The 13,065-nt window shown below is 59.5% G+C and carries 13 protein-coding genes; 3 read left to right on the top strand and 10 right to left on the bottom strand.

Going from position 1 to position 13,065, the window contains the following annotated elements:
* Positions 1–104: 104 nt before the first annotated feature.
* The 5 genes from ACA041_RS05430 to colR all read right to left on the bottom strand — a co-directional run bounded on the left by ACA041_RS05430 (position 105) and on the right by colR (position 3,836).
* Positions 105–332 (bottom strand): hypothetical protein, encoded by a 228-nt coding sequence (locus ACA041_RS05430; protein WP_497440200.1) that lies wholly within the window; start codon positions 330–332, stop codon positions 105–107.
* A gap of 2 nt (positions 333–334) precedes the next feature.
* Entirely contained in the window at positions 335–1,048 is a 714-nt protein-coding gene (locus tag ACA041_RS05425; protein ID WP_497440199.1) for a lipopolysaccharide kinase InaA family protein, read from the bottom strand.
* Between the two features lie 3 nt (positions 1,049–1,051).
* The gene (locus tag ACA041_RS05420; RefSeq protein ID WP_497442010.1) at positions 1,052–1,720 is read right to left on the bottom strand and encodes a class I SAM-dependent methyltransferase; all 669 of its coding nucleotides are present in this window, start codon (positions 1,718–1,720) and stop codon (positions 1,052–1,054) included.
* A gap of 159 nt (positions 1,721–1,879) precedes the next feature.
* A complete protein-coding gene (locus ACA041_RS05415; protein ID WP_497440198.1) occupies positions 1,880–3,163 on the bottom strand; it encodes a sensor histidine kinase in 1,284 nt (427 codons plus the stop codon).
* On the bottom strand, positions 3,153–3,836 hold the full coding sequence (colR, locus tag ACA041_RS05410) for a two-component system response regulator ColR (protein WP_008032118.1): 684 nt from the start codon (positions 3,834–3,836) through the stop codon (positions 3,153–3,155). The genes ACA041_RS05415 and colR overlap by 11 nt, the downstream gene beginning before the upstream one ends.
* Positions 3,837–4,054: 218 nt before the next feature.
* Here colR and ACA041_RS05405 point away from each other — a divergent pair, with 218 nt between their 5' ends.
* Positions 4,055–4,798 (top strand): phosphatase PAP2 family protein, encoded by a 744-nt coding sequence (locus tag ACA041_RS05405; RefSeq protein ID WP_497440197.1) that lies wholly within the window; start codon positions 4,055–4,057, stop codon positions 4,796–4,798.
* A 192-nt stretch (positions 4,799–4,990) separates the two neighbouring features.
* On the opposite strand, the gene groL is transcribed toward ACA041_RS05405, so the two are convergent.
* The 4 genes from groL to ACA041_RS05385 all read right to left on the bottom strand — a co-directional run bounded on the left by groL (position 4,991) and on the right by ACA041_RS05385 (position 8,499).
* The gene (groL, locus tag ACA041_RS05400) at positions 4,991–6,634 is read right to left on the bottom strand and encodes a chaperonin GroEL (protein ID WP_074874047.1); all 1,644 of its coding nucleotides are present in this window, start codon (positions 6,632–6,634) and stop codon (positions 4,991–4,993) included.
* Positions 6,635–6,683: 49 nt separating this feature from the next.
* Complete coding sequence (locus tag ACA041_RS05395) at positions 6,684–6,977, bottom strand: co-chaperone GroES (protein ID WP_007948593.1); 294 nt, start codon at positions 6,975–6,977, stop codon at positions 6,684–6,686.
* Positions 6,978–7,224: 247 nt separating this feature from the next.
* Complete coding sequence (locus ACA041_RS05390; protein ID WP_128872612.1) at positions 7,225–7,701, bottom strand: FxsA family protein; 477 nt, start codon at positions 7,699–7,701, stop codon at positions 7,225–7,227.
* Positions 7,702–7,767: 66 nt separating this feature from the next.
* The gene (locus tag ACA041_RS05385) at positions 7,768–8,499 is read right to left on the bottom strand and encodes a HugZ family pyridoxamine 5'-phosphate oxidase (RefSeq protein ID WP_497440196.1); all 732 of its coding nucleotides are present in this window, start codon (positions 8,497–8,499) and stop codon (positions 7,768–7,770) included.
* A gap of 165 nt (positions 8,500–8,664) precedes the next feature.
* Between ACA041_RS05385 and ACA041_RS05380 the strand changes: the two genes are divergently transcribed.
* Positions 8,665–9,423: an SDR family oxidoreductase gene (locus tag ACA041_RS05380; RefSeq protein WP_497440195.1), complete on the top strand. Its 759-nt coding sequence runs from the start codon at positions 8,665–8,667 to the stop codon at positions 9,421–9,423.
* A gap of 125 nt (positions 9,424–9,548) precedes the next feature.
* On the opposite strand, the gene apbC is transcribed toward ACA041_RS05380, so the two are convergent.
* Positions 9,549–10,643, bottom strand: a complete 1,095-nt coding sequence (gene apbC / locus ACA041_RS05375; RefSeq protein WP_497440194.1) for an iron-sulfur cluster carrier protein ApbC — start codon at positions 10,641–10,643, stop codon at positions 9,549–9,551.
* Positions 10,644–10,950: 307 nt separating this feature from the next.
* Here apbC and metG point away from each other — a divergent pair, with 307 nt between their 5' ends.
* On the top strand, positions 10,951–13,002 hold the full coding sequence (gene metG / locus ACA041_RS05370; protein WP_497440193.1) for a methionine--tRNA ligase: 2,052 nt from the start codon (positions 10,951–10,953) through the stop codon (positions 13,000–13,002).
* Positions 13,003–13,065: the final 63 nt, after the last annotated feature.

Here is a 13,065-nt window from a genome sequence, read left to right as displayed (position 1 = left end):
TATCGCGAGCAAGCTAGCTCCCACATGGACGGTGCAAGGCTCGAAATCAAGGCAACAAAAAAGGCCTCGCAATTGCGAGGCCTTTTATTTGGGCTTCAATGTGTTCAACTCTGCGGCCTCAGTCCTTGAGAAAGTCCGAACATGAACAGCAATAAATCATGATCGGGTTGGGTGGCCACGACTGCCTTCGCAACCCGTGGCATTGGACAACGTGCGTCTCCGTTCATCGAACTGAAGACTTGCGGACGAGGCTGTTCCCAAGCCGCCACCGCCAGTGAAGCAACTGCCAAGGCTCCAATCAAGAACAAACCTCGTGCAATTTCGAGTTTCATTACTATAAACCCTTGATAGCGCTGCCAAACGCCTTCTCATAAAAGTAGACGAGTTTTTGCCAGTCCGTCGTGCTGAACGACGAGTGGCGACGCAATTGCTTCAGGTCATGCGATGCCGCGGAATGGGCAGTCAACCGCTGGCGGCCCTTCTCCAGATCGATCAAGGCAACCTCGACCCTGGCCGCATCGCCTTCACCGGTGACACGGACGAAGACGTGCTTGATGTAGAGACAGCTGTGCTGCCAACGCCCCTTGTGCATGCGGGCAAGGTTCTCGGCCAGTTCCTTGAGCACGCGGTCATGCACCGCCTCACCGTGACGCTCGCGACCGCCGCCGGCGTACCAGTGTTCGATTTCCTCAAAACCATCCAGCGACCTGGTCACCAGCAGCGCGCGCCATTGGTGCTCGGGATCGCGTTGTGCGCCGCAGAAGACGATGTCCGGAACGCAGACATCGATCAGGCGCAGGCCGATCAGGGCATCACGCTCGCGCAACACAGTCGGGCGCCCGAACGGGTACCGCAAGCTGCGATAGATATGTCCGGTCTGACGTTTGGTGTAGAGCAGCTGTCCATCACTGCCCAGAACACGCTGCACGCCACTTTCCCCACCACGTCGGACGTTGGGTTCTTCAACCCATTCACCGCGCAGGTTCCAGAAGTAGTCGAAGCGATCCTGGGAACAGACCTCTGCTTGCGCCGCACATTGCACTGCCATCTGTTACCTCTTGCGTAATACGTAAACCCGCCACATGGCATAGAGCGGTAAGAAATCCAGGCGTTGCTGGATGCGGAATCCCGCCTGTTCGAACTCCTGTTCGACCGTAACAGCCGGTAACACAAATCTGTTTTGGTAACTTTCATGCCCGCGACGTCCCTCGAGCCGCTTGCGTTTCCAGGCTTTGAAGTTGCCATCTACCCACAACGAAAGGATCACGCTGTCGCGGGTTACGCGCTCAAACTCACGCAGAATCGCCAGTCGATGCTCGGCTTCACCGATGTGATGGAGCAAACGCATGCAGAAAATGCTGTCGACGGCGTTATCAGGCAAGGCGATGTCGAATGCAGAAGTGTGCAAGGGTCGTACCCGTTTCACGACTTCCGCGGGTTGCGCCTGCAGGGCAATCTTGAGCATCGACTCGGAGTTGTCGGCTCCGATGATGGCTCGATTGTTTTTTTCCGCCAGCAACGGCCAGAAACGCCCGGCGCCACAGGGCAAGTCGAGGACCAGCCCCGGTTCGCCCACCAGGCTCAGCGCCTTTCGCGCCAGTTGTACGTCGCGCCAGTGGGACAGGCGGCGAGCAAGGCCGTCCTGATGCTTGCGCAGATATTGTTGAGCGTGTTGATCGTTATATTTTGCGGAAAAATCAAGTTTGATCGGGTCGTCCATCGCCAGGTCTCCTGAACTCTGATGGACCCACGGTAGGCGGCGCCGTGTCAGCGCCAGGTCATGCCATTGTGAAAAATACGTCATGTAAAACCCGGAACTATTTCGAGGTTTTACACGATTACAGCGATGGCTCTGGGCCAGCATTTTTCAACCGGCCGATCAGTCGACCTGCGACGGATACAGTTCCACCTGAAAACGGCAGCCGTTGGGTACGGTGTTCGTCAGGCTGACCTGCCAACCCTGGTTTTCGCAGATCCGCTGCACCAGCGACAATCCCAACCCCAGGCCCTCTCCGCGTTTTTCGTTGCCCCGCACGAAAGGCTCGAACATCGCCTCGCGTTTTTCCTCGGGAATGCCGACGCCACTGTCTTCGACCACGAATCCGGTCGTGGTCAGGGTCAAGCGGATAAACCCGTGTTCGGTGTAATGCAGTGCGTTACGCAGCAGATTGCCCATGACGGCGTGCAACAGGGTAGCGTTGTAGCAGGTGTTGGCCGGACTCCCCGGTTCGAAGATCAGCCTCAGCCCCTTGGCCTCGATCGGCTCACGCCATTGATTGAGCAGCCCGTCGGCCACTTGGCCCAAGGTCTGCTGCAGCGCCATGCCGGCGTCTTCATGTTGCGCGCGCGCCAGCATCAGGAAGGTTTGCACCAGCTCACGCATCTCTTCGCAGGCCCGGGCGATTCGCTCCACCTGGGCGCGACCGCGCTGATCGATGCCGGGGTTTTCCAGCAGCAGCTCACAGGAACTGGCCAACACCATCAAGGGTGTGCGCAGTTCGTGGCTGACGTCACTGGTGAACAAGCGCTCTCGAGTCAACGCCTGGCGCAAGCGTCCCAGGGTGGCGTCGAAGGCCACGGCCAGTTCCCCGACCTCATCTGCCGCGTAATCCGGAGCCAGGGGTGGTGCCAGCCCCAGCAATTGGTCGCGGTGACGGACTTGACGGGCCAGCCGCACCACCGGCGCCATGACCTTGCGCGCCAGCACCCAGCCCAGAAACACCGCCAACGCCAGGCTCAGCACGAACCCGACCAGCACCACGGCAAACAGCACCCGTTCACGCTCCTCGAAATCGCTCTGGTCCTGCATCAGCACGTAACGCCGACCGTCGACGACTTCGACCATCGCGTGGTACGACAGCTGCTCGCGAAACACTTCGTGAAAACCGGGGTCCAGGTGGCGCAAATCCTTGGGCAAGTCGAAGTCGCCCGGCCCGCCACTGAAATAGAACAGCTGGTCCGGCTCCGGGCGATGGCTCCAGTCCGACACACTGTCCATCAGCAACAGGCGTTGCAAATCGCCGCCCAGACCTGCCGAGATCAGTTTTTCTTCCACCAGGTGCACGGTCGCCACAATGCCCATGGCGAAGGCCCCTGCCACCAATGCGCTCATCAGCGCAAAGGCGATGATGATCCGTTGCGCAAGGCTCTGTCTAAACTCCATCACGGCCCTCGGCCAAGCGATAGCCCACACCGTGCACGGTTTGCAGCAAAGGCTTGGCGAACGGCTTGTCGATCACCTGGCGCAATTGGTGGACATGGCTGCGCAGGCTGTCGCTGTCCGGGCAATCGTCGCCCCACAGCGCCTCCTCGAGAATTTCCCGGCGCAGGACATGCGGACTTTTCTGCATCAGCACCGCCAGTAACTTCAAGCCTACCGGGTTGAGCTTCAGCAGGCGGCCTTCGCGGGTGACTTCCAGGGTATCGAGGTCGTAGCTCAGATCACCGACTTGCAAGGTGCGGCGACCGCCACCCTGGGCCCGACGCATGACTGCTTCGATGCGCGCCGCCAATTCAGACAGGGCAAAGGGTTTGATCAGGTAATCATCGGCGCCGGACTTGAAACCTTGCAGGCGGTCGTCCAGTTGATCGCGAGCGGTGAGCATGATCACCGGCGTGTCGCGACGGGCGTCTTCGCGCAGGCGCTTGCACAAGGTGTAGCCGTCGATGCCGGGCAACATGATGTCGAGCACGATCAGGTCGTAATGCTCGGTGGCCGCCAGGTGCAGACCTGACAACCCGTCCTGTGCGCAATCCACGGTATAGCCCTTGAGCCCCAGGTAATCGGCCAGATTGGCCAGGATGTCGCGGTTGTCTTCAACCAATAGAATTCTCATGGGAACCTCCTGCGCACACAGTAACGGCCGTCTTGGCCCGCGCAGCTTAAGGCCAAGTGCGACTCAGGGCCAGAACTGCGTGCAGTGGTCAATCCAGGCTGTAGCGCGATTGCGGCCTTGACGACTTTTTCACTATCGGTTCACAGGCAGACGACAGGATCAAGCCCAGACTTCGCGCGATTGCGCCCTTAGAACATTCAACCGACCAAGGAACTGCCATGGTGTCGACCGCTGTTCGCCCCGCCTCGCGCCCCCTCAATCTCTGGGTATGCCTGGGTGCTCCCGCTGTTGCGGCGATCATTCTCCTGCTGCTTGAACTGACGTCGCTGGACATGAACCTGGCCAGGCTGTTCTATGACCCGGTCGCGGGTGATTTTATCGGGCGCCATAGTTACCTCCTCGAAAACATCCTGCATGACCGGGCCAAACAAGTGGTCATCGGGTTTTCGGTGTTGGCCATTTTCGGTTTCATCGGGTCTTTTTTCATGGACCGACTCAAGCCGATCAAACGGGAACTGGGCTGCCTGGTGCTGTCCCTGGCGCTGGCCACCTCGTTTGTCACGCCAGTCAAGGCGCTGACCGCGGTGCAATGCCCGTGGAGCCTTGAACAGTTCGGCGGTGATGAAATCTATAGCGAGCTGCTCAGCCCTCGCCCGCCAACCGACAAACCCGGCCGTTGCTGGCCTGGGGGTCATGCGGCGACCGGTTTTACGCTGTTTGCACTGTTCTTTGTGCTGCGTGACCGTCGCCCGCGCCTGGCGCGCACGGCGTTTGTCTTCGCCTTCACGTTGGGCTCGGTGTTTTCCATCGGCCGGATGATGCAGGGAGCGCATTTCTTTTCGCACAATGTGTGGACGGCGATTTTCTGCTGGTTGATTTGTCTGGGGGCGTATTACTACGTTCTTTATCGGCCGGCGGTGAAGGTTGATCGGGTGACCAAGGCAGAACCGGTCTGCGCCTGAACACCGATGAATAATGTGGGAGCGAGCCTGCTCGCGAAGGCGGAGTTTCAGCCAACATCTTTGTTGAATGTTAAACCGCTTTCGCGAGTTGGCTCGCTCCCACAATGGTCCGGTGTGACCATCAAAAATCCTGGCAATAAAAAACCCCGCCTGCGTTCGCAGGCGGGGTTTTAGTACAGGGGTAAGGCTGGCTTACATCATGCCGCCCATGCCGCCCATACCGCCCATGTCTGGCATGCCGCCGCCAGCTGGTGCGTCGTCCTTGATCTCGGCGATCATGGCTTCGGTGGTGATCATCAGGCTGGCAATCGACGAAGCCGCTTGCAGAGCCGAACGAGTCACTTTAGCCGGGTCCAGGATGCCCATTTCGATCATGTCGCCGTATTCGCCGGTCGCAGCGTTGTAACCGTAGTTACCCGAACCCTGCTTGACCTTGTCTACGACTACGCTTGGCTCGTCGCCGGAGTTGGCAACGATCTGGCGCAGTGGCGCTTCAACAGCGCGACGCAGCAACTGGATGCCAACGTTCTGGTCATCGTTGTCGCCTTTGAGCTCGGAGATAGCCTGCAGAGCGCGAACCAGTGCCACGCCGCCGCCAGGTACCACGCCTTCTTCAACGGCTGCACGGGTAGCGTGCAGGGCGTCTTCAACGCGGGCTTTCTTCTCTTTCATTTCAACTTCGGAACCGGCGCCAACCTTGATCACTGCAACGCCGCCGGACAGTTTGGCCAGACGCTCTTGCAGTTTTTCACGGTCGTAGTCGGACGAAGTGTCGGCCACTTGCTGACGGATCTGCAGAACGCGAGCCTGGATATCAGCTTCAACGCCGGCACCGTCGATCACGGTGGTGTTTTCTTTGGACAGGATCACGCGCTTGGCATTACCCAGGTGTTCCAGGGTAGTGCTTTCCAGGCTCAGACCGATCTCTTCGGAGATAACGGTACCGCCAGTCAGGACAGCGATGTCCTGCAGCATGGCCTTGCGACGGTCGCCGAAGCCTGGAGCCTTGACGGCTGCGACTTTAACGATGCCACGCATGTTGTTCACAACCAGAGTCGCCAGGGCTTCGCCTTCAACGTCTTCGGCCACGATCAGCAGTGGACGGCCGGCTTTGGCAACGGCTTCCAGTACTGGCAACATTTCGCGGATGTTCGAGATTTTCTTGTCGACCAGCAGGATCAGCGGACCGTCCAGCTCGGCAGTCATGGTCTCTGGCTTGTTGACGAAGTACGGGGACAGGTAGCCACGGTCGAACTGCATGCCTTCAACAACCGACAGTTCGTTTTCCAGGCCCGAGCCTTCTTCAACGGTGATCACGCCTTCTTTACCGACTTTTTCCATGGCTTCGGCAATGATGTCGCCGATGGAGCTGTCGGAGTTGGCCGAGATGGTGCCGACCTGAGCGATGGCCTTGGTGTCAGCGCAAGGCTTGGACAGGGCTTTGAGCTCTTTGACAATAGCGATGGTCGCTTTGTCGATGCCGCGCTTGAGGTCCATCGGGTTCATGCCGGCAGCGACGGCTTTCAGGCCTTCGTTGACGATCGATTGAGCCAGAACGGTAGCGGTGGTGGTGCCGTCGCCTGCGTCATCGTTGGCACGGGAGGCAACGTCTTTGACCAGCTGCGCGCCCATGTTTTCGAAGCGATCTTTCAGCTCGATTTCTTTGGCAACGGACACGCCGTCCTTGGTGATGGTCGGAGCGCCGAAGCTCTTCTCGATGATCACGTTACGGCCTTTAGGGCCCAGGGTCGCTTTTACTGCGTCAGCCAGGACGTTGACACCGGCGAGCATTTTCTTGCGGGCGGAATCGCCGAATTTAACTTCTTTAGCAGCCATGATCGATATTCCTTAAATACTTTGTAGTAGCGGGAAAATGAGCGGGGAATCAGCCTTCGACAACAGCGAGGATTTCGCTCTCGCCGATGACCAGCAGGTCTTCGCCGTCAACTTTCACAGTGTTGCTGCCGGAGTAAGGGCCGAACACAACCTTGTCACCCACTTTCACGGACAGCGCACGCACTTCACCGTTGTCCAGGACTTTGCCTGGGCCTACGGCGAGGACTTCGCCCTGGTTTGGCTTTTCAGCAGCCGAACCTGGCAGGACGATACCGCCAGCGGTTTTCTTTTCTTCTTCGCTGCGACGGACGACGACGCGGTCATGCAGAGGACGAAGCTTCATTGTCGATCTCTCCTAATTGTGGTTTTCATCGGCCGGTGTAGTCCCGGCGGGTTTAACAAAATCCGGCAATGCCGGGTGCGGTTCGTCAAGCGAACCGCGGAAGTCTGTCTGGCGTAATTGCCAGAAACCTTGCGGTGACAGTTACATAAGGGCGTACAAGCCTATTACAAGGGTGGGGGTCAAAAATTTTTCACGTTCATGCCCCGAAAACGAACACGGCACCCGAAGGTGCCGTGAGCTGAAACGATTACTTGGGATCGCGGTGTTCGAACTCGCCTTCGATCACGTCCGGTTCGCGCCCCAGAGGCTGGCGCGGCGCCGGACCGCCACGGGGCTGAAGGTCGTCGGCGAACGCACGCTGGCGTATCGCCTGTTCCTCGGCACGCTGGCGCATCTTGTTGGCCAGCAACCGGCGCGAGATCGGCAGCAGCATGATCAGGCCCAGCACGTCGGTGACGAAGCCCGGCAGGATCAACAGGCCACCGGCCAGCGCCAGCATCAGACCTTCGAGCATGGTCTGGGCCGGCAGCTCGCCGCGGTTCAGGCTTTCACGAGCACGCAGTGCAGTGGCCAGACCGGCGATACGCAGCACGAACACGCCGAACATCGAGCCGAGAATGACCAGCAGCAGGGCCGGGAAAAACCCGATCGCCCCGCTTACCTTGACGAATACGAACAGCTCCAACACCGGAAACAGTACAAAGAGCAATAAAAAAGGGCGCATCAAATGGTTCCTCAACGCAAGAATGCCTTGCCAGTCTTCCCTAGATGACGTCGCCGTTTCGTGAATTCAAGCGTCGGCCCCTGCATTTTTCGGCCAATGCTCGGCGTGAGCCAGGAAAACCAAGGCTTCGCGCACTTGTGTCGGCGTATTACACGGTGTCTGGAACGGTAGCCAGTACAGCCCCTGACCGATGCGCAGGTGCATGCCCTCGGTGTCGATACCGGCCAGTTGTGCCGGTTCGGTCCGCGGCAGACCGGTCAGCTCGACATAGTGGGCGATGGCCTTGGCGTGATCGGCATTCATGTGCTCGACCATGCTCGCCTCGGCCTTGCCGGCGAACGGGTTGGCCAGGGTCAACTGATCGACCCAGTGAATGGCGCCGAAACCGCCGATGTAACGGTGGCGCACTGGCTTGAGCACCCAGAAATCGAAATCGTGGGCCTTGTGGTAGCTCTGCGACTCCGGGAAATAGCGGTAGTAACGGTCCGCCGCCGCTTCGATGGCGGCTTCGTCTTCGAGCTTTGCTGCTTCGGCGAGGTAGGTCAGGCGACCAACGGCTTGCACGTCTTCAGCCCCGCGCTCGCCCACGAACAGGGAGCATTTGGGATCTTTTTGCAGATTGTGGGTGTGCTGGGCGATACGGCTGATAAGGATCAGCGGCCAGCCCTGTACGTCCAGACAGTACGGTACTACGGAGCCAAACGGGAAACCGGGCATCGCCTTGGAGTGTGTCGAGAGCACTCCACGGTATTCCTTGAGAAGCAATTCTCGGGCATTCTTGGCCGCTTCAACACTCAATTTATGACTCCTTAAATAGAATCCGTCGAAAAAACGGACAGGCGACTGGGGAAAAGTTCCTGTGCGCCATCGGGGCAGTTCTCATGTGCAACCAGGCCGCAACAGGTGCAGACGAGAGGCCCTGTAGAAGGATCCACTCTTCTGACCTGCTATTGGGGCATGCGAATGCAACTCACTGACAAAGTAATCATTATCACTGGCGGTTGCCAGGGTTTAGGCCGTTCCATGGCCGAGTATTTCGCCGGCCTTGGCGCGAAGCTGGCGCTGGTGGACCTCAACCAGGAAAAACTCGACGACACAGTCGCCGCGTGCAAGGCCAAGGGAGTCGAGGCCCGCGCGTACCTGTGCAACGTCGCCAATGAAGAGCAAGTGACGCACATGGTCGCCAGGGTGGCTGAAGACTTCGGCGCGATCCATGGCCTGGTCAACAATGCCGGGATTCTGCGCGACGGCCTGTTGATCAAGGTCAAGGACGGCGAAATGAGCAAAATGAGTCTGGCCCAGTGGCAGGCGGTCATCGACGTCAACCTGACGGGCGTGTTCCTGTGCACCCGGGAAGTCGCGGCGAAAATGATCGAGCTGAACAACAGCGGCACGATCATCAATATCTCGTCTATCTCCCGCGCCGGCAACGTCGGCCAGACCAACTACTCCGCCGCCAAGGCCGGTGTGGCGGCGGCGACCGTGACCTGGGCCAAGGAACTGGCGCGCTACGGCATTCGCGTGGCGGGCATTGCGCCGGGCTTTATCGAGACCGAAATGACCTTGGGCATGAAGCCGGAAGCGCTGGAGAAGATGACCTCAGGCATTCCGCTCAAGCGCATGGGCAAGCCTGATGAGATCGCTCATTCGGCGGCGTACATTTTCGAGAACGACTATTACACGGGGCGGATTCTGGAGATGGATGGCGGGTTGCGTATCTAAAGCCCCATAGATCAATGTGGGAGCTAGCCTGCTAGCGATTGCGGTGGTTCAGCCAACATATTTGTTGAATGTGAATCCGCTATCGCTAGCAGGCTAGCTCCCACAGTTGATTGTGTTTCAGGCCATCAATCGTCGCTGATGGTGATATTCGGCATCGCCGGCGATACCGCTTCCTGCAACACGATCCGCGCGCCTACATGGCGGGCCAGTTCCTGATACACCAGCGCAATCTGGCTGTCCGGCTCGGCGATCACCGTAGGCTTGCCACCATCGGCCTGCTCGCGAATGATCATCGACAGCGGCAACGAGGCCAGCAGTTCGACGCCGTACTGGTTGGCCAGTTTCACGCCACCGCCTTCACCGAACAGATGCTCGGCATGTCCGCAATTGGAGCAGATGTGCACGGCCATGTTTTCCACCACGCCCAGCACCGGGATGTTGACCTTGCGGAACATCTCCACGCCTTTGCGCGCGTCCAGCAGCGCCAAATCTTGTGGCGTGGTCACGATCACCGCACCGGCCACCGGGACTTTCTGCGCCAGGGTCAACTGAATGTCGCCAGTGCCAGGTGGCATGTCGATGACCAGGTAATCCAGATCGCCCCAGGCCGTTTGAGTGACCAGTTGCAACAACGCACCGGAGACCATCGGCCCGCGCCAGACCATCGGCGTGTTGTCGTCGGTCAGGAACGCCATGGACATGACTTCGACGCCATGGGACTCGATCGGCACGAACCATTTCTGATCCTTGATCTTTGGCCGGGTGCCTTCGGGGATACCGAACATGATGCCCTGGCTCGGACCATAGATGTCCGCATCGAGGATCCCGACCCTGGCGCCTTCGCGAGCCAGCGCCAGCGCCAGGTTGGCGGCGGTGGTGGACTTGCCCACGCCACCTTTGCCGGACGCCACGGCCACCACGTTCTTGACGTTGGCCAGGCCCGGAATCTGTGCCTGGGCCTTGTGCGCGGCGATGACGCTGGTGATGTCGACGCGGGCGGTGGTTACGCCATCCAGGCCTTCGATGGCCATTTGCAGCATCTGTGCCCAGCCACTCTTGAACAGGCCGGCGGCATAACCCAGTTCCAGCTGGACGCTGACGCGATCGCCCTGGATGTCGATGTTGCGCACGCACCCGGCGCTGACCGGGTCCTGGTTCAGGTAAGGGTCGGTGTATTGGCGAAGGACGGCTTCCACCGCTGCGCGATTGACGGCGCTCATGGGCAACTCCGATAGCAAGACTGGAAAATCAGGCGGGTATCCTACGCCGGACACTCATTTGTGGCGAGGGAGCTTGTTGGATCGCCGCACCGTCCCGTTCTGCTGCGCAGCAGTCGCAATTGGACTGACCGGTTTGTCTGATAGATCGGCATCGTCGGGTTTGGGGCGGCTTCGCCACTCAGCGGGAGCAAGCTCCCTCGCCACAGTTTTTTGCAATCGCCGCATTTGGATACAGGCACACGGGGTGAAAAATATGCGCCGGCGCTTTATAGTGGCCGACCTCCGTTTCATCAAGTAGCCGAGCCCCATGTCCGAGCCACGCAAGATCCTCGTTACCAGCGCCCTGCCCTATGCCAATGGTTCGATCCATCTTGGCCACATGCTGGAATACATCCAGACCGATATGTGGGTGCGCTTCCAGAAGCACCGCGGCAACCAATGCATTTATGTCTGCGCCGACGACGCCCACGGTTCGGCGATCATGCTGCGCGCGGAAAAGGAAGGCATCACCCCGGAACAACTGATCGCCAACGTCCAGGCTGAACACAGCGCCGACTTTGCCGAGTTCCTGGTGGACTTTGACAACTTCCACTCCACTCACGCCGAAGAAAACCGTGAGCTGTCGAGCCAGATCTATCTGAAGCTGCGCGACGCCGGGCACATCGCCACGCGTTCGATCACGCAGTACTTCGACCCGGAAAAGAAAATGTTCCTGGCCGATCGCTTCATCAAGGGCACCTGCCCGAAATGCGGCACCGAAGACCAGTACGGCGACAACTGCGAAAAATGCGGCGCGACCTACGCACCGACCGACCTGAAGGATCCGAAGTCGGCCATCTCCGGCGCCACCCCGGTGCTCAAGGACTCCCAGCACTTCTTCTTCAAGCTGCCGGACTTCCAGGAAATGCTCCAGGCCTGGACCCGCAGTGGCACATTGCAGGAAGCCGTCGCCAACAAGATCGCCGAATGGCTCGATGCCGGCCTGCAACAATGGGACATTTCCCGTGATGCACCGTACTTCGGCTTCGAGATTCCCGACGAGCCGGGCAAGTATTTCTATGTCTGGCTGGACGCGCCGATCGGCTACATGGCCAGCTTCAAGAACCTGTGCGACCGCAAGCCGGAACTGGACTTCGATGCGTTCTGGAGCAAGGACTCCACCGCCGAGCTGTACCACTTCATCGGCAAGGACATCGTCAATTTCCACGCGCTGTTCTGGCCAGCCATGCTCGAAGGCGCCGGGTACCGCAAACCGACCGGCATCAACGTGCACGGCTACCTGACCGTCAACGGTCAGAAAATGTCCAAATCCCGCGGCACTTTCATCAAGGCCCGGACTTATCTGGATCACCTGTCGCCGGAATACCTGCGTTACTACTACGCGGCCAAGCTCGGCCGTGGCGTCGACGACCTGGACCTGAACCTCGAAGACTTCGTGCAGAAGGTCAACTCGGACCTGGTCGGCAAGGTCGTCAACATTGCCAGCCGTTGCGCGGGCTTCATCCACAAAGGCAACGCTGGCGTGTTGGTGGCCGGCAATGCCGCGCCGGAACTGACCGACGCGTTCCTGGCGGCTGCGCCAAGCATCGCCGAAGCTTACGAAGCGCGCGATTTCGCCCGCGCCATGCGTGAAATCATGGGCCTGGCCGACCGTGCCAATGCCTGGATCGCCGACAAGGCGCCGTGGTCGCTGAACAAACAGGAAGGCAAGCAGGAAGAAGTGCAGGCCATCTGCGCCCTGGGCATCAACCTGTTCCGCCAGCTGGTGATCTTCCTCAAGCCGGTGTTGCCACTGCTGGCTGCCGACGCCGAGGCGTTCCTCAACGTCGCGCCGCTCACCTGGAATGACCATGCGACCCTGCTCAGCAACCATCAGCTGAACGAGTTCAAACCGCTGATGACCCGCATCGACCCGGTCAAGGTGCAAGCCATGACCGACGCTTCGAAAGAAGACCTGACCGCCAGCCAGACCGACACCGGCGATGCTGCGCCTGCCGGCAACGGCGAACTGGCAAAGGATCCGCTGTCGCCGGAAATCGAGTTCGACGCCTTTGCCGCGGTCGACCTGCGCGTCGCCCTGATCCTCAAGGCCGAAGCCGTGGAAGGTGCTGACAAACTGCTGCGCCTGACCCTGGACATCGGTGACGAGCAACGCAACGTGTTCTCCGGGATCAAGAGCGCTTATCCGGATCCGTCCAAGCTCAATGGTCGTCTGACCATGATGATCGCCAACCTCAAGCCACGGAAAATGAAGTTCGGCATCTCCGAAGGCATGGTGATGGCGGCCGGCCCTGGCGGTGAAGAAATCTACCTGCTCAGCCCCGACAGCGGCGCCAAGCCAGGTCAGCGCATCAAGTAACGCCTTGCGGTAAATCGATCCCACAGTCGTGCCTGGCGCGCCTGTGGGATTTTCATGTCTGGC

Source organism: Pseudomonas sp. LBUM1676 (genome assembly GCF_059695605.1).
The sequence above is the reverse complement of the archived record's forward strand: the minus strand, read 5'-3'. Positions and strand labels throughout refer to the sequence as shown.

What these genes read in the sequence shown, in the direction of transcription:
- ACA041_RS05430 (WP_497440200.1), bottom strand. Translation starts at nt 332, where the DNA reads ATGAAACTCGAAATTGCACGAGGTTTGTTCTTGATTGGAGCCTTGGCA.
- ACA041_RS05425 (WP_497440199.1), bottom strand. Translation starts at nt 1,048, where the DNA reads ATGGCAGTGCAATGTGCGGCGCAAGCAGAGGTCTGTTCCCAGGATCGC.
- ACA041_RS05420 (WP_497442010.1), bottom strand. Translation starts at nt 1,720, where the DNA reads ATGGACGACCCGATCAAACTTGATTTTTCCGCAAAATATAACGATCAA.
- ACA041_RS05415 (WP_497440198.1), bottom strand. Translation starts at nt 3,163, where the DNA reads ATGGAGTTTAGACAGAGCCTTGCGCAACGGATCATCATCGCCTTTGCG.
- colR (WP_008032118.1), bottom strand. Translation starts at nt 3,836, where the DNA reads ATGAGAATTCTATTGGTTGAAGACAACCGCGACATCCTGGCCAATCTG.
- ACA041_RS05405 (WP_497440197.1), top strand. Translation starts at nt 4,055, where the DNA reads ATGGTGTCGACCGCTGTTCGCCCCGCCTCGCGCCCCCTCAATCTCTGG.
- groL (WP_074874047.1), bottom strand. Translation starts at nt 6,634, where the DNA reads ATGGCTGCTAAAGAAGTTAAATTCGGCGATTCCGCCCGCAAGAAAATG.
- ACA041_RS05395 (WP_007948593.1), bottom strand. Translation starts at nt 6,977, where the DNA reads ATGAAGCTTCGTCCTCTGCATGACCGCGTCGTCGTCCGTCGCAGCGAA.
- ACA041_RS05390 (WP_128872612.1), bottom strand. Translation starts at nt 7,701, where the DNA reads ATGCGCCCTTTTTTATTGCTCTTTGTACTGTTTCCGGTGTTGGAGCTG.
- ACA041_RS05380 (WP_497440195.1), top strand. Translation starts at nt 8,665, where the DNA reads ATGCAACTCACTGACAAAGTAATCATTATCACTGGCGGTTGCCAGGGT.
- apbC (WP_497440194.1), bottom strand. Translation starts at nt 10,643, where the DNA reads ATGAGCGCCGTCAATCGCGCAGCGGTGGAAGCCGTCCTTCGCCAATAC.
- metG (WP_497440193.1), top strand. Translation starts at nt 10,951, where the DNA reads ATGTCCGAGCCACGCAAGATCCTCGTTACCAGCGCCCTGCCCTATGCC.